Source organism: Mesorhizobium denitrificans (assembly GCF_003403035.1).
GTDB classification, from domain to species: domain Bacteria; phylum Pseudomonadota; class Alphaproteobacteria; order Rhizobiales; family Rhizobiaceae; genus Mesorhizobium_G; species Mesorhizobium_G denitrificans.
The window spans coordinates 317716-337580 of record NZ_QURN01000005.1; the positions used below are offsets into that span (position 1 = coordinate 317716).

The following is a 19865-nucleotide window of genomic DNA, read 5'->3' on the forward strand; positions in this document are numbered from 1 at the left end:
CAAACCTCTCCGACCGGCCCTAGGTCAATATCCCGACACTGCCAGCAAAAAGATGGCGCATTTACGTTTGCGGTGGACCCCTCCGTCCTCCAGTCAGTCGCAACAAAAATCGCCTAACACGATGAAAGCGAACCAACAACCCTTCGCAACGCAGGGTAGCGAGCGCCTGTCAGACATTTCTGGAAGGGCTGTTGCGCGCTTGCTTCACCTTTAACAAACCCTTTCAAAAACTCGACCTACCGTGTCGGAGCGGTGCATAGTTGTACGTCCTGTGTATGAACGAGGATGCAAGCGATGCAATATGCAATACTCTGTTATGACGACGAGGCCGTTATCGAATCCTGGCCTGATGCCAAATTAGACGAGGTGATCGGCAAGCATCAGGCGGCAACTAAGCCAATAGCCAAACGTGGCAAGCTTGGCCCTGTGCTGCGGTTGCTCCCCACCAGCACTGCTATGACGGTGCGCTCAGGCGATAAGCCGGTCGTGCTCGATGGTCCATTCGCGGAAACGAAGGAGCAATTGCTCGGCCTGTGGATCATCGATGCAGATACACATGACGAAGCGCTAGCGCTTGCAGCAGAACTCGCAGGACATAAGGAAACAGGCTCGATGGAGGTGCGTCCTCTCCTTATGTTCATGGATGGAAAAGCTGCATCATGAGCGATCTTCGCTGGATAGACGCGGCGCTCACTTCGGCACGGCCACAGGTCGTGGCTGCGTTGCTGCGCTATTTCGGCGATCTCGACACTGCGGAGGAAGCCTTTCAAGAGGCCTGCCTTCGCGCACTGAAGAGTTGGCCAGACAAAGGGCCACCACGCGATCCGGCAGCGTGGCTGATCTTTGTCGGACGTAACTTCGGCGTCGACCAGATTCGCAAGACCAGCCGCCAGACGGTGCTGCCTGATGAGCAGCATCTTTCCGATCTGGAAGACCGCGAAGCGGACATGGCCGAACGGCTCGACAATTCGCACTATCGCGACGACGTCCTGCGTCTTCTGTTCATCTGCTGTCACCCAGACTTGCCTGCAACGCAGCAGATTGCGCTAGCCTTGCGCATCGTGTCAGGCATGACGGTGAAGGAAATCGCCCGCGCCTTTTTGGTTGGCGAAGCGGCAATGGAACAGCGCATCACGCGCGCCAAGCGCATCGTTTCATCTGCCGGGCGCGAGTTCGAAACGCCAAACGCGACCGATCGCATGGAACGGCTCGGCGTGGTTGCGGCCATGCTGTACCTTCTTTTCAACGAAGGCTACTCGGCAACGGGAGGCAATGCGCATGTGCGCGCACCGCTTTGCGTGGAAGCGATCCGGCTAACACGGCTTTTGTTGAGGCTGTTCCCTGCCGAACCGGAGGTTATGGGCCTACTAGCGCTCATGCTGCTTCAACATGCCCGAACCACTGCACGCCTGGACGCCAGCGGCGAAATCGTTTTGCTGGAAGATCAGGACCGCACCCGTTGGGATCAAACTCTTATCAATGAGGGCTTGGTGCTGATTGACAAAGCCTTGCGCCATGCCCGCCCCGGCTCATACCAGATACAGGCTGCGCTCGCGGCCGCCCATGCGCGTGCAGCAAGAGCGGAAGACACAAATTGGGGGGAGATTGACCGGCTCTATGGTTTGTTGGAACGCATTCAGCCTTCGCCGGTCATAACACTCAATCGTTCCGTTGCGATTTCCAAGACGCAAGGCGCCGAAGCTGCGCTTGTGATGATTAAGCCCTTGGAAAAAGCGCTTGATGGCTATTTTCATTTTCACGGAGTGAAGGGCGCTTATTTATTGCAGGTCGGCAAATCCGCAGAAGCGCGACGCAGCTTCGATCGCGCCATAGCGCTCGCAAATACTCCCGCCGAAGCTGCACATATACGCCAGCACATCGACCGGTTGCAAAACGCCAATAGAACCGAAAAGCCCCTTGAGCTTCCAGCTACTGGAAGGCCTAGAACTACCTCCTGACCTCATCTAGCCAGGAGATTCGGATGAACCGCGCCCTCATACTTTGCGCATCGCTCGCCTTTATTGGCCTAGCCTCCCCGGCAGTCGCCCAAGATCACACCGACCATCAAATGCCGGGCATGGATATGAGCAACGACCCAGCAGCAGCGGCCTATAAAGCGGCAATGGACAAAATGCATGCGGACATGGGATCAGTTCAACCAAGCGGCAATGCCGATGTCGATTTCGCAAGAGGCATGATCCCGCACCATCAGGCAGCCATCGACATGGCAAAAGCGCAACTCGAATACGGGAAGGATCCCGAAATCCGCAAACTTTCAGAAGATATTATCGCCGCGCAGGAGCGCGAGATTAAGCAACTGCAGGATTGGCTTGCGAAGAACGCTCCGAAATGATCCGCCTATTTTAGACTAATAATATCGCACACTAGGCATCGGCAAACGAGTCGGTATCGGAAGCGCTACCGGCTTGCTCGCGCCCGCGCCATTCAGTTCCTGCGCGACAGTGGCGACCGGACGATCATTTTGGTGGAACAATATCTGGAATTTGCTCGCGGGGTTGCGGACCACGCCGCGATCATGGATCGTGGCGAAATCGTATTCGATGGCGAAGCCGCACGCTTGGACGATCCAGATGTACGCAGACATCTTATGCTCTGAAACGCCCGCTACCAAGCTGCGCATGCAGCGGGCGGAAGGACTTGTTCGCGTTGCTTTACATCGCAAGGCAGGCGCAACGCGCGTGCGCGAACTGCTCCAGTCGGGCTGCACGAAGCTGCGCCTGCCCACAAAGCTGGTATCGCAGGCCTCGCAGGAGGCCATTCTCATCAACACCGCAGGCGGGCTGACCGGCGGCGACCGGATCGAGACCGAAATCCTCGCAGTGAATGGCTCGGACGCAATCGTAACCACGCAGGCTTGCGAACGCATCTATCGCTCAACCGGCGACATGGCGACCGTCGCAACGCGTTTGACCGTTGAAGAAAACGCGCGACTTGCTTGGCTTCCGCAAGAGACGATCCTGTTCAACGAGGGGCGGTTGGCGCGCACACTTGATGTCCAACTTCACGCAAACGCAGAACTGTTGGCCGTTGAAGCTGTTCTGTTCGGACGCAAAGCCATGAATGAAGCGGTGCGCTGCGGCTCATTTCACGACCGCTGGCGCATCCGTCGCGATGGCAAGTTGGTTTTTGCAGACGATGTTCGGCTTGAAGGCAATATTGCAGAGAAACTGGCCCGGCCCTGTTTCTTCGGCAACCAAATGGCCATGGCAACGCTGCTTCTGATCGGCGACGACACGGAACAGTTACTTCAGCCTGTCCGCGAGGCCATTGACGACCTTGGTGGCGCGACTGCTTTTGAGGGCAAGCTCGTTGCCCGTATGACCGCACCTGACAGTCTGGTGCTGCGCCGACATCTCGAACCGGCGCTCGCCATTCTGATGCGCGGGCGAACTCTACCCAAAGTTTGGCAAATCTGAGTATCCTTATGAATCTGACACCCCGCGAAAAAGACAAACTACTGATTGCGATGGCTGCGATCGTTGCCCGCAAGAGGCTGGAGCGCGGCATTAAGCTGAATCATCCCGAAGCAATAGCCCTCATCAGCGACTTCGTCGTCGAAGGTGCCCGTGACGGTCGCTCGGTCGCCGATCTCATGGAAGCAGGCGCACATGTTGTGAGCCGCGAACAGGTGATGGAGGGCATTGCTGAGATGATCCACGACGTTCAGGTCGAAGCCACTTTTCCGGACGGCGTCAAGCTCGTCACGGTCCACGAACCGATCCGTTAATTCAGGACGACAGAACCATGAAAAGATTCGCCATTCTGCTCGCAGCGCTGACACTCTCGACACCGGCCTTTGCACATCTCACCCCTGCCGAACACGGTTCGCTCGCCGCGGGCTTTTCGCACCCGCTGTTCGGCGCAGACCACGTTTTGACGATGGTTGGCGTCGGCCTGTGGGCATCGCTACTCGGGGGTCGCGCGCTCTGGGCTATCCCAGCTGCTTTCGTGGTCACGATGGTGCTCGGCTTCGCAACATCGTTCACACCAATTGCACTCCCCTTCGTTGAACCTACCATCGCCGCCTCTGTTGTTGTGCTCGGCCTGTTGGCGCTTGTCGCGCTGCAAGTGCCGACGATTGTCGGAGTGGTGGTGGTCGGTTTCTTCGCCTTCTTCCACGGCTACGCACATGGCGGCGAGCTTGGCGCAGCAGGCGCAATGCCCTTCATGGTGGGCTTCGCGATAGCAACTGCAACGCTTCATGGGCTTGGTGCCAGCTTTGGGTTGCTGACCGGCCGCAGTGGACGGGTCGCGACCCGTATGGCCGGTGCGCTTACCACCCTCGGCGGGCTCTGGCTGGTCGCGGGAGCATAACCATGATCCCCGGCGAAATAATCACTGCCCCCGGTTTCATCACGCTCAACCAAGACGTCGAGCCCGTAACGATTGCCGTGGCGAACACTGGCGACCGGCCAATTCAGGTCGGCTCACACTACCACTTCTTTGAAACCAACGACGTCTTGGCTTTCGACCGGGAGGTCGCGCGCGGCAAACGGCTGGATATCGCGGCAGGCACAGCTGTTCGCTTTGAACCCGGCCAGACGCGCGAAGTGCGTCTCGTTCCATATGGCGGCAAGCGCGAAGTATACGGCTTCCAGCAAAAGATAATGGGAAAACTCTGATGCGCGCGACAATCACTCGCGCTGCCTACGCGCAAATGTACGGGCCAACTGTCGGCGACCGCGTGCGGCTGGCGGACACAGACCTCATTATCGAAGTCGAAAAAGACCTCACCACCTATGGCGAAGAAGTGAAGTTCGGCGGCGGCAAGGTCATTCGCGACGGCATGGGCCAAAGCCAGATCTCGCGCGCCGACGGTGCGGTGGATACGGTCATCACAAACGCGCTGATCGTGGATCATTGGGGCATTGTGAAAGCCGATGTCGCACTGAAAGACGGGCGCATCGTTGCCATCGGCAAGGCGGGCAATCCTGACACGCAGAGCGGCGTCGACATTATCATCGGCCCCGGCACCGAAATTATTGCCGGCGAAGGCCGCATTCTAACCGCAGGCGGCGTTGACGCACACATCCATTTTATCTGCCCGCAGCAGATCGATGAGGCGCTGATGTCGGGCGTCACCACCATGCTTGGCGGCGGCACCGGGCCTGCTCACGGAACGCTCGCCACGACATGCACCCCCGGCCCGTGGCATTTGGGACGCATGATCCAGTCGTTCGACGCGTTCCCGATCAATCTCGGCCTTTCTGGAAAGGGCAACGCGTCACGACCAGCCGCGCTGATCGAAATGATCGAAGGCGGCGCCTGCGCGCTCAAGCTGCATGAGGATTGGGGAACCACGCCCGCCGCAATCGATACCTGCCTGTCGGTTGCCGATGATTACGACGTCCAAGTGATGATCCACACCGACACGCTGAACGAAAGCGGCTTTGTGGAAGATACGGTCGCAGCATTCAAAGGCCGAACAATTCACGCCTTCCACACAGAAGGCGCGGGCGGCGGCCACGCGCCTGACATCATCAAAGTTTGCGGGTTGATAAATGTCATCCCCTCCTCCACCAATCCGACCCGCCCGTATACGCAAAACACAATTGCAGAGCATCTCGACATGCTGATGGTCTGCCATCATCTTTCGCCGTCGATTCCGGAGGATATTGCTTTCGCCGAAAGCCGCATTCGCAAGGAAACCATCGCGGCAGAGGACATCCTTCACGACATCGGCGCGTTTTCCATTATCTCGTCGGACAGCCAGGCGATGGGCCGCGTGGGCGAGGTGCTGATCCGCACCTGGCAAACCGCGCATAAAATGAAGGTGCAGCGCGGACGCCTTCTCGAAGAAAAGGGCGAAAACGACAATCTGCGCGTGCGCCGTTACATCGCAAAATACACGATCAACCCAGCTATCGCGCAGGGGCTTTCAAAGCATATCGGCTCAATCGAGGTCGGCAAACGCGCCGATCTGGTTCTGTGGAATCCGGCCTTCTTTGGTGTAAAACCGGAAATGGTGCTGGTAGGCGGCTCCATTGCAGCGGCCCCGATGGGCGACCCAAATGCATCGATACCCACTCCGCAGCCAATGCATTATCGTCCCATGTTTGGCGCGCTTGGTCGCAGCCCTGCTGTTTCGTCAGTCACTTTCGTCAGCCGGGCAGCGATAGACCTTGGCTTGCAGGCCAAACTCGGCGTCGCCAAGAGCATGGTCGCGGTAGAAAACACGCGTGGCGGCCTCTCCAAGCAATCCATGATCCTGAACAACGCTCTGCCCCAGATCGACGTCGATCCCGAGACATACGAGGTGCGCGCCGATGGTGAATTGCTCACCTGCGAACCCGCGACGCTTCTGCCGATGGCGCAGCGCTATTTCCTGTTCTAGGTTGAGCAATGCTTCGCGCTATCTCGCATCGCCATGAAGACGAAACCGAACCGTTCGGCACGGTCGTGCTCGACCACACCGAGCGGCATTTGAGACGCAAGGCGATCACCACCAGTCAAGGCGACAAGGTGATGGTGGATCTACCTGAACCTGTGCTTTTCGCAGACGGAGACCGGTTGGTTATGGAAGATGGCAGGACCGTCGAGATAATTGCAGCCAAGGAAAAGCTCTACGCGGTGACACCCACAAGCGCCTGTCCGATCCGGCATCTGGCTTGGCATCTCGGCAACAGACATCTTGCCGCGCAGATCGACGAGGAGCGCATTCTGATCCAGCGCGACCACGTGATCCGCGCGATGCTGGAAGGTTTAGGAGTACATGTGACCGAAGTGATCGAACGCTTCCAGCCGGTGCATGGCGCATATCACCAGCATGGCGGCCACGAACACGCGCACCATCACGACCATCACCATCCGCACGCTCACGGCCACCACCTTCACGACCACCGTCACCATGACTGACCAGAGGTCTCTGCTCCGTCTCATGTCGTGGCTGTCGCCAGCCTTTCCAGTAGGAGCTTTCGCCTATAGTCACGGCATCGAACGCGCCATTCATGACGGGCTTATTCGCGACCGCGCCACGCTGGCTGACTGGATAAGGGATCTGCTCGAAGCAGGTTCGGCGTGGAACGATGCCGTGCTGCTTGCCGAAAGCTGGCGCGACGCCGCGGTTGGCGGCGACGGTGCTGCCGTCGCTGAACTGGCTCTTGCAATGGCAACTACGCGCGAGCGCCACATGGAAACCACATTGCAGGGCGCAGCCTTTGGCGAAGCCGCAGCGGCATGGGGCGGCGATAGCAATTCACCTCTGCCCTACCCCGTCGCAGTTGGCGTTATGGCCGCACGCCAATCCGTAGCGCTTGAACCGGCGGTAATCGCCTATCTCCACGCGTTCGCGTCCAATCTCATACAAGCAGCCGTACGCTTGGTTCCGCTAGGCCAGCGCGATGGCGTTGCAGTATTAGCCGGGCTGGAAAGCACCATACTGGAGCGCGCGGGGCGTGCTGCCTCTTCAACGCTGGATGATCTGGGTTCGGCAGCATTCCGCTCCGACATCATGTCCATGCAGCACGAAACGCAATATTCGAGGGTGTTCCGCTCATGAGTTCTCCAAACGGACCGCTGCGTGTAGGCATCGGCGGCCCTGTCGGCGCGGGTAAAACGACGCTAACCGAAATGCTCTGCAAGGCGATGCGTAACAGCTATTCCGTCGCTGTCGTGACCAACGATATTTTCACCAAGGAAGATGCTCTGATCCTCAATCGTCTTCAGGCGCTGCCGGAAGACCGTATCCTTGGCGTGGAAACGGGTGGCTGCCCACACACGGCCATCCGCGAAGATGCATCTATCAACCTCGCGGCGGTAGCTGAAATGAGGAGGCGATTTCCTGACTTGGACGTGGTGTTTATCGAGTCCGGCGGCGACAATCTCGCGGCCACCTTCTCGCCAGACCTTGCCGACATAACGCTCTATGTGATCGACGTCGCAGCGGGTGAAAAAATCCCGCGCAAAGGTGGACCTGGCATCACGCGCTCTGACCTTTTGATCGTCAACAAGATCGACCTTGCACCACATGTGGGCGCGGACCTTGAGGTGATGCGCTCCGACACAATCAAGCAGCGCGGGCAACGGCCCTTTGTCTTCACGGATATGCGGCGCCGCGAGGGGTTGGACAAAATCATCGATTTTCTTATCGAAGCCGGCGGCCTGCCTGTGCGCGAGACGCCACGCGCCGCGAACGGCTAGCGCATTTTGGCCGCGCGCGCGGCTTCCTCTTCTTTTTCATCGTCCATCAGGATGCGTTGAGACGCGCCGTCGAGATCCTCATATTGACCACTGCGCAAAGCCCATAAAAAACCGATCAGACTCATGCCGCCAAGAAACAGCGCCGCGGGAATGAGAAATATCAGATTGGTCACGTTAATGCCTCGCGCAGCGGAGCAACCACCTCTGCAACCTTATGCCGCCGCTTGCGTCGCATGAGCCTTAGCGCATTGCCAATAACCAAAAGCGAGGAAGCCGACATCGCAATCGCCGCGATCAACGGCGTGACATAGCCAAGAATAGCGATTGGAACGGCAAGTGCATTGTACAAGATCGCCAGCCCAATGTTTTCCTTGATCAACCGGTCTGCGCCTTTGGCAACTTCCATCGCGAGTGGAACTGCATCGAGGCTATCGCCAAGGAAAACGAAGTCGGCGGCGTTTCGACCAATATCAGCAGCCGTGGCCGGAGCCATCGAAACCTTCGCTGCAGCCAGCGCGGGCGCGTCATTCAGGCCATCGCCGACCATCAGCACGTTGCGGCCTTCCTCCGCCAACGCCTGCACGCGCAGCACCTTATCTGCCGGCAACAATTCAGCAGCGTAGTCATCAATGCCCAAACGTGCAGCTACCGCATCGCATTGCGCCTCTTGATCACCCGACAACATCGAAACGGAAACACCACGTCCGGCGAGTTCCGCAACAACAGACTTCGCATCAGGACGCAACCGATCATCGAACACGAATCGCGCAACCTCACTGCCATTTTTGGCGAGCACAGTTCCATTTGCATCGAGTGACTTTGGTGCGGCCCATTGTGCGCGGCCAAGTGCCCATTCATCCTTGCCAAGCAGGCCTTTCACGCCGCAACCCGGCACCTCGTGCACTTCATCGAAACGCTCGCCCATCCCAATGCCCTCGGCCATGATCGCTTTGGAAACTGGATGACGCGAATGCGTTGCCAACTCGCTAGCAATTGCCATTTTGGATGGGCTGATTTCGCGCCCATTGACGAGACGCGGTGTACCAAGCGTAAGCGTGCCGGTTTTGTCGAAAACTACCGTGTCAACGCCGACCATACGCTCCAGCGCTGAGCCATCTTTCATCATCACGCCGCCCTCAAACAAGCGCCGCGCCGCAACGACTTGCACGATTGGCACTGCAAGCCCCAGTGCGCAGGGGCATGTGATGATCAGGACAGCGATCGCAACAGTGATCGACCGGTGCCAGTCGCCCGTTGCGAAAATCCAGCCAACGAAAGTAAGAATGGCTGTCAGGTGAACCACTGGCGCGTAAAGGGTGGAAACACGCTCTGCAATGCGCCGATAGCGCGCTTTGCCACCTTCCGCCACTTCCATCAACCGCGTCATTTCGGCAAGGAAGGATGAAGACGCCGGGCGCAACGCGCGCAGTACCAACGGGCCAGTCAGGTTCAGCACCCCTGCGTGAAGCTCCTTGCCCGGCGCGACAGGCTGCGGCGCGCTCTCACCATTTGCAATTGACGCGTCGATATCCGACTGCCCACTTTCCACGATTGAATCGACCGGCACCCGCTCGCCAACGGCAACCAACAGGCGCGATCCTTCAACGATTTCCGAGACCGGACGGTATTCGCGCCGACCGTTCTTTTCTTCCACCACCGCGCCCTGCGGTTGGAGGCGAGCAAGCCCGATAACGGCTGAGCGCGCGCGATCCCGCATGACATGGTCGAGCGTCCGGCCGATCAATAGGAAAAACAGCAGCGTCACCGACGCATCGAAATAGGCGTAGTGGCCGTGGGTAATCGTCTCGTAGAGGCTCATCGCATACGCCATCGAAATGCCAATCGCGATAGGCACATCCATGTTCATGCGGCCCTGCCGCAACGCACTCCACGCCGAACGATAATAGATCCGTCCGGCAAACATCAGCGCGGGAATGGCAATCAGCGCCGAAATCCAGTGGAACAGATCACGCGTAGAACCTTCCGCCCCTGACCAGACCGACACCGAAAGCAGCATAATGTTTGCTGCCGCGAACCCGGAAACAGCCACCGCACGAATGAGTTCGGACAACGCTTTGTCGCTGGCAAGCGCCTCCGTGCTGAAGAGATTCGGCACGTAGCCGACACTTACAAGCGTCTGAACGATGGGCGGCAGTTTTTCCCCTACCCACTGCACAGAAACACGCTTGGTGGAAAGGTTCACACGGGCGCTTACTACGTCCGGCAATTTGCCAAGTGACTTCTCGATTGTCTGAATGCAAGCGGCGCAATGCACGCCCGGAACAGCAAGCTCAACCTGATGCAGTCCATTGCCCAGCGCACGCGACGAAAGGACCACTTCATCGTCCGAAGGCAAAGCGCCTGCAGCTTGAAGCGCCATATCGGCACCGGGCGCGCAACAGGTCATGTTCTTTTTCCCTGTTCGACATGGACACGAAGCGTTTCACGATACGGCTTCTCAAGCCCGGCATCGGCCACAATCTCCACCAGCCAGACTCCATCAGAGAACGTGTGCGGCCCGTCAAAAATGCCATCGCCCCCGCGCACGAGATCGATATGCTCGTCTTCGCGATCATCGACGGGATGCATGAAAGTAATGCCGACAGATTTCAGACGCACGGCATGGCCACCCTTGTCGGTCAGGCTATAACGCACGCGGCCATCCGCAACGACCAGATTACCGGTCCAGCCAAGGGCTTCCTGCGCTCGCGTCTCCGCCATTTTCGCGTTGAATTCCTGGCTGGCGACATAAGAATTTTCAACGACAAGTCCAGTCCAGCTTGAGCGCGCAAAATATGCCATCAGAAAATTGACTGCAATGATGACGCCAAAGAACGCCAGCATTATCAGGAGCATATGGCGCCCTGTAAAACCTGCTGATTGACCGTTCGTGCTCATTTGCCCGCTCCCGGCGCCTCAAAAGTTGCAGTGTACTGGTCTGTCTCGAAGCTCGATTTATCTTCGACCACGAAGTTGAAGTTTTGCGTCGGCTCTGAGATGTTTTCCGCCGGTTGACGCACATAGACCTTGATCGTCTTCAGCTTGTCCGGCTCCACCTCGACTGCAAAGGCACGATCTTCCGGCAGATCGAGCCCGACCACGGTCATCTGTGCACCCTTCAAGCCTTGAAGTGTAACAGTAACGGTGCGGGGTTCCGGTATCATGTTGAGGAGCTTGACGGTAAAGCCGTTGCGGATCGACCCGTCTGACAGACGCACGAATTGCGGATTTCGGTCGTGCAGAACATTGACCTCAAGCCGGTCGCGCGTAAGCAGGCCGTAGATGATAAAAAGGCCCACCGCACACCAGGCCGCAAAGTAAATCAGCGTGCGCGGTCTGAACAATTCGCGCAACCGGAAGTGCACGAATTGCGGCTTGATCTTCTTGTCGTCGTCGTAAACCAGTTCAGGCGATATTGGCTGCGTACCACCAGCTGTCGCCAGCGCCATATTGCGATTGTAGTCAGCCAGCGTCGCGTAGGAAATGAGGCCCCGCTCCTTACCGACTTTGTCCATAACGCTATCGCAGGCGTCGATGCAGAGGGCGCAGGTGATGCATTCAAGCTGCTGACCGTCTCGAATATCAATGCCCATGGGGCAGACGGCAACGCATGCATTGCAGTCTACGCAATCGCCGACCTGTTGGCCGGTTGCGGCGGCCTTTTTCGCATGGCGCGAACGCGGCTCTCCTCGCCAGTCATTGTAGGTAACGGTGAGCGAGTTTTCGTCGAGCATCGCGGCCTGGATGCGAGGCCACGGGCACATATATGTGCATACCTGTTCGCGCATCAGCCCGCCAAAAACGTAGGTCGTAGCGGTCAGCACGGCGACAGTGATGTATGCCACCGCAGCGGCTTGACCCTTGAAAAGGTCGAGAAAAAGCGTCGGCGCGTCGGCAAAGTAGAAAATCCATGCACCGCCCGTAGCGACGGCGATCAAAAGCCAGATGGTGTGCTTCAGCACCCGCTTGGAAATCTTGCCCGCAGTCCACGATCCTTGGTCGAGTTTCATGCGGGCATTGCGGTCGCCCTCGACGAAGCGTTCCACCGCAATGAATAAATCAACCCAGACAGTTTGTGGACAGGTATAGCCGCACCATGCGCGCCCGACACTGGAGGTTATAAGGAACAGACCAAAGCCCGCCATAACGAGCAGACCTGCGACAAAGTAGAATTCTTGCGGCCAAATCTCGATAAAGAAGAAATAGAAACGCCGGTTTGCTAGATCGACCAAAACGGCCTGGTCCGGTGCGTAAGGGCCGCGGTCCCAGCGTAGCCACGGCACCAGATAATAGATGCCGAGAGTGACCGCCATGACGATCCACTTGAAGCTGCGAAAGCGACCTTCAGTACGCTTGGGGAAAATCTTGACGCGCTTTGCATAGAGTGGTCGGCGAACGTGTGCGGAGTTAACCGCACTGACTTCCAACCGTTCGACCTCGCTTGAATCGAGCATCACATATTCTCCTGCCCGACTGCCGCGCCGAGCGATGCGACCCCGTTTTGCACGAGGCGGCAGCAATTGCGTTGACCTGCGTCAAACGCCAGAAAGCAATTCGTGGACCCGGCATTTCTACCGGATCCACATGGGCGACGGTGCCAGTCCTCCCAGCTCTTATCGTCCGCCGCCAAGCGAATAGACGTAGGTCGCCAGTTCCTTCACCGTCGTTTCACCAAGACGTCCCTGCCATGCAGGCATCACGCCGTGTTTCGGCGAACGAACCTGGCTCTCAATATCAGCTTCCGAGTGAACCAGAAGCGAGATTGCGTCGGTCAAATTCGGCGCGCCAACATCTGTCATGCCTTTTCCATCCTCACCGTGGCAAGAGGCACAATTCTCCGCGAAGAGCTTCTTGCCATCGTCCAGCTTCGCCTGATCCGCAGGGAAGCCCATGAGCGATGCGGCATAGGACGAAACAGCGGAAATTTGCTCCGGCTGCAGTATATCCTTGAATGCCGGCATTTCCGAAATGCGCGTGTCGGGATCGGCATCAAAACGAATGCCATGCGCGATTGTCTGCTGAATATCGGTAATTTTACCGCCCCAGAGCCAGTCGTCATCGTTCAGGTTTGGAAAACCCTTGGAGCCCTCCGCGCCAGAGCCGTGACATTGCACGCAATTCACCTTGAATGCCGCCGCGCCAGCTGCGGTCGCGAATGTGCGCAGCGTATCGTCCGCCTGAATCTCTTCAATGGTTTTTGTTCCGATGGACGCAACATATTGCGCCTTCGCGTCATTTGCCGCCGCAAGCTCTTTCTGGATTTCAACCCGGCTTGAAAAACCCAATAGCCCGGGTGTTGCGCTGCTGATCAAAGGCCAGGCCGGGTAAGCAATCGTGTAGCCGATTGCCCAGACGATAGTGGCGTAAAACGTCCACACCCACCAACGCGGCATAGGGTTATCAAGCTCGCGGATACCATCCCATTCGTGGCCCGTTGTGGACACGCCCGAGATTTCGTCAATATGTTTCTCGCTCATGTCAATCTTCCTTGAAAGGGATGCGCGCTGCATCGTCCGCAGACTTGCGGCTGCCGGGACGGAACGCAAAAATTGCTGCTGCGACGAAGAAAATCGCCATGGCCAAAAGGCCCCAGCTGTCTGCGAAGTGCCGCATGGCGGTATAGGTTTCCATCATGCCCTCCTATCGCGCGTTCTTGGCTTCATCGTAGGTCTTGAAGTCAACCAATGTGCCCAACATCTGGAGATAGGCTATAAGCGCGTCCATCTCGGTAAGCGCTTGCGGATTGCCATCGAAATCGCCGAGCTTAGCCTTGGGGTAACGCGCCTCTACGCCAGTCGTATCCGCATCGGGGTTAGCCTGCGCAAGCAAATCTGCCTGGGCGTTGTCTATCATCTCCTGCGTATACGGAACGCCGACGCGAGCATTCGCCACCAGGTGAGTGGAGAAGTCTTTTACGTCGAGTTGCGTGTTCTTCAGGAACGCATAGCTAGGCATGATCGATTCAGGAACCACCGAACGAGGTTCTTCCAGATGCTGGACATGCCAGGCATTCGAATAGCGGTCGCCCACCCGCGCCAGATCTGGCCCGGTGCGTTTTGAGCCCCATTGGAACGGATGATCATACATAGATTCCGCGGCGAGGCTGTAGTGACCATAGCGCTCTACCTCATCACGGAACGGGCGGATCATCTGGCTGTGGCAGACATAGCATCCTTCGCGGACGTATATGTCGCGCCCAGCCAGTTCCAGCGGTGAGTAAGGCCGCATTCCCTCGACTTTCTCGATGGTATTCTCGAGATAGAAGAGCGGGGCGATCTCGACGATACCGCCGACCGTTACGACAAGCAGCGAACCGATCAGCAATATCGTCGCATTCTTTTCGATAATTGCATGTTTATCCATCAACGACATGGCGTCAGTCCTTATTCTGCAGGCTGAAGAGCGGTTGAACGACCGCCAATCGGCTCTTCCTCACGCTGATAGCCGAGGATAGTCATGGTGATGTTGTAGGCCATGACGAGTGCACCAGCGAGGAACATGGCACCACCAAGCGCACGCATGACGTAGTAGGGATGCATGGCTGCGACCGTTTCCGCGAAGGAATAGACCAGGAAGCCGTGATCATCATATTCGCGCCACATCAGACCCTGCTGAATGCCGGCAACCCACATGACTGCTGCGTAGACCACGATGCCAAGCGTCGCGAGCCAGAAGTGCCATGTAACCATGCGCAGCGAGTAAAGACGCTCGCGACCCCACAGTTTCGGCACCATGTAATACATGGCAGCAAAGGTGATCAGACCATTCCAGCCCAGCGCACCTGAATGCACATGACCGATCGTCCAGTCTGTGTAGTGGCTAAGCGAATTGACCGCTTTGACCGACATCATCGGCCCCTCGAACGTTGCCATGCCATAGAACGCGATCGCAGTGACCATCATGCGGATAATTGGGTCAGTACGAATCTTGTCCCAGGCACCCGAGAGCGTCATCAGACCGTTGATCATGCCGCCCCACGAAGGCATCCACAGCATAATGGAGAACACCATGCCAAGCGTCTGCGCCCAGTCGGGAAGCGCCGTATAGTGCAAGTGGTGCGGACCGGCCCAGATGTAGAGGAAGATCAGCGCCCAGAAGTGAATGATCGAAAGACGGTAGGAGTATACCGGGCGATTAGCCTGCTTAGGCACAAAGTAATACATCATGCCGAGGAAGCCTGCGGTCAGGAAGAAGCCTACCGCATTGTGACCATACCACCACTGCGTCAGCGCATCCTGCACGCCCGAGAAGAGCGAATAGCTGTGCGAACCGACGATCGAAACCGGCATGGCGAGATTGTTCACGACATGCAGCATCGCGATGGTTACGATAAACGAGAGATAGAACCAGTTCGCAACGTAGATGTGCGGTTCTTTTCTCTTGATTATAGTGCCGAGGAAAACGACGAGATAGGCGACCCAAACGATAGTCAGCCAAATGTCGACATACCATTCCGGCTCAGCGTATTCGCGGCTCTGACTGATACCCAACAGATAACCTGTCGCAGCCATTACGATGAAAAGCTGATAGCCCCAGAACACAAACCAGGGGAGATTGCCGCCGAACAAGCGCGCACGCGAAGTGCGCTGCACGACATACATCGACGTCGCGATCAACGCGTTGCCACCAAAGGCAAAAATGACTGCCGAAGTATGCAGTGGCCGCATACGCCCAAAATTGAACCAAGGCTCGATATTGAGGTCCGGGTAAGCGAGTTGGAGTGCCACAACGACCCCAATCAGGAAGCCCACGACACCCCAAAAAACGGTAGCAATCGCGCCGTAGCGGACTGGCCCGTCCATATAAGCGTCGGGGTCCACCGGCGCGGCAGGTGCAAAATTCGTATTTCGCAGCAGCACGACAGTGCTGACAGCAAGGACGAAGAACAGAATCGTCATATGCTGACGAAATGGCTCGTCAGCGGCAAAAGCCGCACCCAGCAAGGCTAGGAATGTAAAAAGCACCAACAGTGCGATTTCAGTACCGTATCTCATGGACCCCTCTCATCGGACTTCCAAGCTTGCTGGACACCTATGATTGCCATGCGCAGTGTGCCTTGATCCAGATCAAAAACAACTGACTTACTTGCGCATAAGCTTTGCCGAAAAATTGGGAGAAGGCAGTGAAGGCGGCTGCGCAGTCAAAAACGTCTTTGATTTGCCTCCACAACGACGAATGCATGGTCGCATGCGTCTGCAAAGCTGGAGAACAAACACCGTGTGTGCAGCTTTCGCTTGTTTACGCGGAAAAAGCATATCTGTGCGACCAACTTGAATCGATCGCTGACAGTTTGCCATATCGGGTATGCAGGCTTGATTGCATTCGCATTGCAAGCCGGCTGCTGCCGTTACTTCGCGAATCTCACCGCTATGAGGAAGAAGTCCTTTTTCCGATTTTCGAGCGGCAGAGCGATGTGCATCCGATGCGCAGAGCCACTGTGCTTCGACTCAAATCCGAGCATATGTATGATGAAGGCGCAGCGGAACAAATCTGCGAGCATCTATTATGGATTGGCCACGGTGGAGAAATCGACAATCCGGAAGCGCTCGGCTTTATGCTTCGCGCTTTTTTTGACACCGTGAGGCGACACATTGCGTTTGAGCGAGAGTTCGTGCTTCCCGCAGCCATCACGGAACCGCAGCAGGATGCAAAAAGCAGCGGCTAACGGTCGAACTCAGTCTCGTTTGGCTCGAAAATAGGTTTTGAGCCGCTCAATATCTTCAGCACTCCAGCCGGATGGCTGAGTTACGTCTACCCAAGGCTGGATATAGTCTTCTGGCGCGTAAACATGGCCAAAGCCCATCGGTGTGCTTGTGGCAATCGCCATATCCAGCCCGATTTGCAGTTGTGTAACAATCGGAAACCAACGTAGAGCTGGCGAAACATCCGGGCCTCGCGGCGGCTTCATCCAATCCGGCTCTCGATACGACGCGAAAGGATCAAAGAAAACCACCGGGTCACTCGCATATTGAAGGTATGCAATACGTATTGGTCCCCACTGCGCGTAATCGCCGGGCGCAACTCCTGACTGACTGTAGAAGCGGATAATGGAACCATCACGAAAACGCGGGAGCCATACTGGCGATCCCGCCTCGCGCCCTGCGGTAGCTGATTTCCAGGTTCTGCTGGAGAATGGCGGGCCACTCCACAGCGCACCCTGTATCGGATCGCCGACAATGTCGAAAATATCCAGTGAGGCATCCGAACTGAGCGAACCCAGACTAAGCCCATGCAGGTATAGGCGCGGCCGATGCTCTTTTGGTAGCGCCGACCAGTATTTATAGACTTCATTGAAAAGCGCCCTGGCTGTGTCAGAGCCATATTGAGGCTCGATCAGCAGCGACAGCCAACTTAGCAAATAGGAATACTGAACCGCCACGCTCGCAATGTCGCCGTGCTGCAGATATTCCAGTGTATCCATCGCCTCCGGGTCGACCCAACCGGTTCCTGTAGGCGCTATCACAACCAGAACCGACCTGTCGAAAGCGCCGGTGCGCTTCATTTCCTCAAGCGCCAGTTTTGCCCGATCCTGCACAGTGTCGGCAGAATTCAGCCCGACATAGACGCGAATGGGGTCTTTCGCCTCTTTGCCCGTAAATGCAGTAATATCCTTGCCGCTCGGCCCCGAGGCCACGAAGGCTCGCCCCATTCGACCAAGTCCCTCCCAACCGACAATCGAACCGGGGCCACCCGTTCTTTCCGCGCTTGTCGGCCTGGCGACATCGGGTTCGATCAGCGCATCCAGCCGCTGGAGGGACGAATCTGCCGCGCGCAGCGCTACCCGGAAAAGCACACCGTCGGTCACCGCCCAGATGATCCATCCGACGAGTAGCAAACCCACCAGATTGGCCACGCGGCGTGGCATGAGATTGCCGAGTTTGCCACTTACGCCGCGATCGAGCTTTCCGATCAGCCTGCCAAGCAGAAGAAGAACCACGAATACGCCGAGGGCGATCAAGCCGACCTCAACCAGTCTTCCGCTTTCAACAGGCTCCATATGCATGAGTGAGCGGGTGATATTCTGCCACTCAACGAACTTCCAAAGAAAGACCGTCGCGACCAGGGCGCTGGCTATGGCAGCTACCCAAAGTGACGCCCGTGCGACGTACTCGGGCAATGGAGGCAATTCCAGATAGCGCCAAAGCCAGACAAGGATCGTGCCTAGAAGATATCCGGCGGTCAGGCAGACCCCCGACAGAGCTCCCTGCAATACAAAGTCGCGTGGCAGGAGACTGGGTGTCAGCGAAAAGGCAAAGAATATCGTACCGATCAGCAAGCCGATTGCCGTCAGAGAATTCCATAAATTGCGCAAGATCCGCATTGTCACCCTCAACTTTGACAATTGCGTAGCCTCATTGATGAATGTCGGCAAGCATCTCCCCACACAAACGGTGACAGTCGCCAATTCACCGTTCAATATCGTCCCTCAAAAGGAGTCGCTCGATGGAATATCGCCTGCTCGGTCGCTCAGGTCTGAAAGTATCCGTGCTTACACTCGGCACCATGACAATGGGCGGCAAGGGGCCGTTCGCAAAGGTCGGAAATGTCGGGTTAGCCGAGGCCAAACGCCAAATCGAGATGGTGATTAATGCTGGTGTCAATCTGATCGACACAGCAGACGTTTACTCCAGAGGGGGAAGCGAGGAGATCATTGGCGAAGCTCTAGGCGGCAAAAGGCCGGGTGGTGTCTTGCTCGCAAGCAAGGCGCGCTTTCCCATGGGTGATGGTCCAAATGATCGCGGTCTTTCGCGACACCATATTATTCGTGCGTGCGAAGCTAGCCTCAAGCGGCTACGCACAGATGTAATCGACCTATATCAGGTTCATGAGTGGGACGGTCAAACGCCACTGGAAGAAACACTCGGCGCTCTGCACACACTGATCGAGCAAGGCAAAATCCGCTATGTCGGATGTTCCAACTATTCCGGCTGGCACATCATGAAGGCCCTGGCGGTCAGCGAGTCGAAGCACCTGCCTCGCTTCATTTCGCAACAGATTCACTACACGCTGGAAGCACGCGAAGCAGAATACGAACTCGTTCCGATCTCGCTGGATCAAGGTCTCGGAATTCTTGTCTGGTCGCCCCTCGCGGGCGGCTTGTTGTCGGGAAAACACCGTCGCAATCAGAAGACGCCGGCAGGCACGCGCCAACTCGCGGGTTGGAACGAACCGCCAATTCGCGATGAAAACCGGCTTTGGAATATTGTCGACGCGTTGGTGGAAATCGCTGACGCACGCGGCGTTTCCGGTGCTCAGGTTGCTCTGGCATGGCTGCTCGGGCGCGCTGCGGTTACATCAATCGTAATTGGCGGACGCACCGAGGCACAGATCGCTGACAATCTGAAAGCAGCGGACCTAAAATTGACCGATGAGGAGCGCGCGCGACTGGATGAGGTGAGCGCCCCACCGATTCTGTATCCCTACTGGCACCAGATGCAGACCGCGTCTGACAGGCTGAGCCTCGCCGATCTTTCTCTGCTGGGTCCGGCACCGAGAGGCAAAAATAACACCTAAAGCGAGGCCAGAAATTCGCCACATCCGATCTGCATGGAAGCGGCGCAACTAGATAATTTCGGTGATTAGGCGAAAAAAGCATTGAAAAGCAGGGTTGCCGCAAAGCAAAATTTAACCATATTTGTCCATCTTCGCTCGAACGATTGGACAAATTGGGGACAATCCGGAATTCGTGCAGGCTCGGCAAATTC

23 protein-coding genes are annotated in these 19865 nt (G+C 57.0%); 13 read left to right on the plus strand and 10 right to left on the minus strand.

Translation table 11 applies throughout. The annotated features are described in order from the left end of the window. Positions 1 to 294: 294 nt before the first annotated feature. Genes DY251_RS08355 through copM form a run of 3 tightly spaced genes read left to right on the plus strand, consistent with a single transcriptional unit; the run spans position 295 to position 2353 of the window. Positions 295 to 663: a YciI family protein gene (locus DY251_RS08355; RefSeq protein ID WP_116623473.1), complete on the plus strand. Its 369-nt coding sequence runs from the start codon at positions 295 to 297 to the stop codon at positions 661 to 663. Next, a complete protein-coding gene (locus tag DY251_RS08360) occupies positions 660 to 1958 on the plus strand; it encodes an RNA polymerase sigma factor (protein ID WP_116623408.1) in 1299 nt (432 codons plus the stop codon). The genes DY251_RS08355 and DY251_RS08360 overlap by 4 nt, the downstream gene beginning before the upstream one ends. 23 nt (positions 1959 to 1981) lie before the next feature. Continuing rightward, on the plus strand, positions 1982 to 2353 hold the full coding sequence (gene copM, locus DY251_RS08365) for a CopM family metallochaperone (protein WP_116623409.1): 372 nt from the start codon (positions 1982 to 1984) through the stop codon (positions 2351 to 2353). A 15-nt stretch (positions 2354 to 2368) separates the two neighbouring features. Here the strand turns inward: copM and DY251_RS21445 are convergent, their stop codons facing one another. After that, on the minus strand, positions 2369 to 2605 hold the full coding sequence (locus tag DY251_RS21445; RefSeq protein WP_158553234.1) for a hypothetical protein: 237 nt from the start codon (positions 2603 to 2605) through the stop codon (positions 2369 to 2371). Between DY251_RS21445 and DY251_RS08370 the strand changes: the two genes are divergently transcribed. Genes DY251_RS08370 through ureG form a run of 8 tightly spaced genes read left to right on the plus strand, consistent with a single transcriptional unit; the run spans position 2592 to position 8160 of the window. After that, positions 2592 to 3437, plus strand: a complete 846-nt coding sequence (locus tag DY251_RS08370) for an urease accessory protein UreD (protein WP_158553235.1) — start codon at positions 2592 to 2594, stop codon at positions 3435 to 3437. The two genes, DY251_RS21445 and DY251_RS08370, sit on opposite strands and share 14 nt — an antisense overlap. 8 nt (positions 3438 to 3445) lie before the next feature. Then, the gene (locus tag DY251_RS08375) at positions 3446 to 3748 is read left to right on the plus strand and encodes an urease subunit gamma (protein ID WP_116623411.1); all 303 of its coding nucleotides are present in this window, start codon (positions 3446 to 3448) and stop codon (positions 3746 to 3748) included. Between the two features lie 17 nt (positions 3749 to 3765). Further along, positions 3766 to 4335 carry a HupE/UreJ family protein gene (locus DY251_RS08380; protein WP_116623412.1) on the plus strand — a complete coding sequence of 190 codons (570 nt, stop codon included), beginning with the start codon at positions 3766 to 3768 and terminating at the stop codon, positions 4333 to 4335. 2 nt (positions 4336 to 4337) lie between these two features. After that, entirely contained in the window at positions 4338 to 4643 is a 306-nt protein-coding gene (locus DY251_RS08385; protein ID WP_116623413.1) for an urease subunit beta, read from the plus strand. After that, positions 4643 to 6355, plus strand: a complete 1713-nt coding sequence (gene ureC / locus DY251_RS08390; protein ID WP_116623414.1) for an urease subunit alpha — start codon at positions 4643 to 4645, stop codon at positions 6353 to 6355. The genes DY251_RS08385 and ureC overlap by 1 nt, the downstream gene beginning before the upstream one ends. A gap of 8 nt (positions 6356 to 6363) precedes the next feature. After that, entirely contained in the window at positions 6364 to 6876 is a 513-nt protein-coding gene (locus DY251_RS08395; RefSeq protein ID WP_116623415.1) for an urease accessory protein UreE, read from the plus strand. Then, on the plus strand, positions 6869 to 7519 hold the full coding sequence (locus DY251_RS08400; RefSeq protein ID WP_116623416.1) for an urease accessory protein UreF: 651 nt from the start codon (positions 6869 to 6871) through the stop codon (positions 7517 to 7519). Before DY251_RS08395 ends, DY251_RS08400 begins: the two co-directional genes overlap by 8 nt. Continuing rightward, positions 7516 to 8160, plus strand: a complete 645-nt coding sequence (ureG, locus tag DY251_RS08405) for an urease accessory protein UreG (protein ID WP_116623417.1) — start codon at positions 7516 to 7518, stop codon at positions 8158 to 8160. Before DY251_RS08400 ends, ureG begins: the two co-directional genes overlap by 4 nt. On the opposite strand, the gene ccoS is transcribed toward ureG, so the two are convergent. From ccoS to ccoN, 8 genes are all read right to left on the minus strand, one after another. Continuing rightward, positions 8157 to 8333 (minus strand): cbb3-type cytochrome oxidase assembly protein CcoS, encoded by a 177-nt coding sequence (gene ccoS / locus DY251_RS08410; protein ID WP_116623418.1) that lies wholly within the window; start codon positions 8331 to 8333, stop codon positions 8157 to 8159. The two genes, ureG and ccoS, sit on opposite strands and share 4 nt — an antisense overlap. Next, entirely contained in the window at positions 8330 to 10567 is a 2238-nt protein-coding gene (locus tag DY251_RS08415; protein WP_116623419.1) for a cation-translocating P-type ATPase, read from the minus strand. The genes ccoS and DY251_RS08415 overlap by 4 nt, the downstream gene beginning before the upstream one ends. Beyond that, entirely contained in the window at positions 10564 to 11058 is a 495-nt protein-coding gene (locus DY251_RS08420) for a FixH family protein (RefSeq protein WP_116623420.1), read from the minus strand. The genes DY251_RS08415 and DY251_RS08420 overlap by 4 nt, the downstream gene beginning before the upstream one ends. Next, entirely contained in the window at positions 11055 to 12614 is a 1560-nt protein-coding gene (gene ccoG / locus DY251_RS08425) for a cytochrome c oxidase accessory protein CcoG (protein ID WP_116623421.1), read from the minus strand. Before ccoG ends, DY251_RS08420 begins: the two co-directional genes overlap by 4 nt. Positions 12615 to 12773: 159 nt before the next feature. Then, positions 12774 to 13637: a cytochrome-c oxidase, cbb3-type subunit III gene (ccoP, locus tag DY251_RS08430; RefSeq protein WP_116623422.1), complete on the minus strand. Its 864-nt coding sequence runs from the start codon at positions 13635 to 13637 to the stop codon at positions 12774 to 12776. Position 13638: 1 nt separating this feature from the next. Then, positions 13639 to 13791: a cbb3-type cytochrome c oxidase subunit 3 gene (locus DY251_RS08435; RefSeq protein WP_116623474.1), complete on the minus strand. Its 153-nt coding sequence runs from the start codon at positions 13789 to 13791 to the stop codon at positions 13639 to 13641. 9 nt (positions 13792 to 13800) lie between these two features. Next, on the minus strand, positions 13801 to 14532 hold the full coding sequence (gene ccoO, locus DY251_RS08440; RefSeq protein WP_116623423.1) for a cytochrome-c oxidase, cbb3-type subunit II: 732 nt from the start codon (positions 14530 to 14532) through the stop codon (positions 13801 to 13803). Positions 14533 to 14543: 11 nt separating this feature from the next. Continuing rightward, on the minus strand, positions 14544 to 16154 hold the full coding sequence (ccoN, locus tag DY251_RS08445; RefSeq protein WP_116623424.1) for a cytochrome-c oxidase, cbb3-type subunit I: 1611 nt from the start codon (positions 16152 to 16154) through the stop codon (positions 14544 to 14546). Positions 16155 to 16282: 128 nt separating this feature from the next. Between ccoN and DY251_RS08450 the strand changes: the two genes are divergently transcribed. After that, positions 16283 to 16825, plus strand: coding sequence for a hemerythrin domain-containing protein (locus tag DY251_RS08450; RefSeq protein WP_245415897.1), 543 nt, complete (start codon positions 16283 to 16285; stop codon positions 16823 to 16825). A 9-nt stretch (positions 16826 to 16834) separates the two neighbouring features. Here the strand turns inward: DY251_RS08450 and DY251_RS08455 are convergent, their stop codons facing one another. Further along, entirely contained in the window at positions 16835 to 18481 is a 1647-nt protein-coding gene (locus tag DY251_RS08455) for an alpha/beta hydrolase (RefSeq protein ID WP_116623426.1), read from the minus strand. Positions 18482 to 18603: 122 nt separating this feature from the next. Between DY251_RS08455 and DY251_RS08460 the strand changes: the two genes are divergently transcribed. Next, positions 18604 to 19674 (plus strand): aldo/keto reductase, encoded by a 1071-nt coding sequence (locus DY251_RS08460; RefSeq protein ID WP_116623427.1) that lies wholly within the window; start codon positions 18604 to 18606, stop codon positions 19672 to 19674. The last annotated feature ends 191 nt before the right edge of the window (positions 19675 to 19865 follow it).

Coding starts and splice junctions, on each gene's coding strand:
- DY251_RS08355 (WP_116623473.1), top strand. CDS start 295: ATGCAATATGCAATACTCTGTTATGACGACGAGGCCGTTATCGAATCC.
- DY251_RS08360 (WP_116623408.1), top strand. CDS start 660: ATGAGCGATCTTCGCTGGATAGACGCGGCGCTCACTTCGGCACGGCCA.
- copM (WP_116623409.1), top strand. CDS start 1,982: ATGAACCGCGCCCTCATACTTTGCGCATCGCTCGCCTTTATTGGCCTA.
- DY251_RS08370 (WP_158553235.1), top strand. CDS start 2,592: ATGTACGCAGACATCTTATGCTCTGAAACGCCCGCTACCAAGCTGCGC.
- DY251_RS21445 (WP_158553234.1), bottom strand. CDS start 2,605: ATGTCTGCGTACATCTGGATCGTCCAAGCGTGCGGCTTCGCCATCGAA.
- DY251_RS08375 (WP_116623411.1), top strand. CDS start 3,446: ATGAATCTGACACCCCGCGAAAAAGACAAACTACTGATTGCGATGGCT.
- DY251_RS08380 (WP_116623412.1), top strand. CDS start 3,766: ATGAAAAGATTCGCCATTCTGCTCGCAGCGCTGACACTCTCGACACCG.
- DY251_RS08385 (WP_116623413.1), top strand. CDS start 4,338: ATGATCCCCGGCGAAATAATCACTGCCCCCGGTTTCATCACGCTCAAC.
- ureC (WP_116623414.1), top strand. CDS start 4,643: ATGCGCGCGACAATCACTCGCGCTGCCTACGCGCAAATGTACGGGCCA.
- DY251_RS08395 (WP_116623415.1), top strand. CDS start 6,364: ATGCTTCGCGCTATCTCGCATCGCCATGAAGACGAAACCGAACCGTTC.
- DY251_RS08400 (WP_116623416.1), top strand. CDS start 6,869: ATGACTGACCAGAGGTCTCTGCTCCGTCTCATGTCGTGGCTGTCGCCA.
- ureG (WP_116623417.1), top strand. CDS start 7,516: ATGAGTTCTCCAAACGGACCGCTGCGTGTAGGCATCGGCGGCCCTGTC.
- DY251_RS08415 (WP_116623419.1), bottom strand. CDS start 10,567: ATGACCTGTTGCGCGCCCGGTGCCGATATGGCGCTTCAAGCTGCAGGC.
- DY251_RS08420 (WP_116623420.1), bottom strand. CDS start 11,058: ATGAGCACGAACGGTCAATCAGCAGGTTTTACAGGGCGCCATATGCTC.
- ccoG (WP_116623421.1), bottom strand. CDS start 12,614: ATGCTCGATTCAAGCGAGGTCGAACGGTTGGAAGTCAGTGCGGTTAAC.
- ccoP (WP_116623422.1), bottom strand. CDS start 13,637: ATGAGCGAGAAACATATTGACGAAATCTCGGGCGTGTCCACAACGGGC.
- DY251_RS08435 (WP_116623474.1), bottom strand. CDS start 13,791: ATGGAAACCTATACCGCCATGCGGCACTTCGCAGACAGCTGGGGCCTT.
- ccoO (WP_116623423.1), bottom strand. CDS start 14,532: ATGTCGTTGATGGATAAACATGCAATTATCGAAAAGAATGCGACGATA.
- ccoN (WP_116623424.1), bottom strand. CDS start 16,154: ATGAGATACGGTACTGAAATCGCACTGTTGGTGCTTTTTACATTCCTA.
- DY251_RS08455 (WP_116623426.1), bottom strand. CDS start 18,481: ATGCGGATCTTGCGCAATTTATGGAATTCTCTGACGGCAATCGGCTTG.
- DY251_RS08460 (WP_116623427.1), top strand. CDS start 18,604: ATGGAATATCGCCTGCTCGGTCGCTCAGGTCTGAAAGTATCCGTGCTT.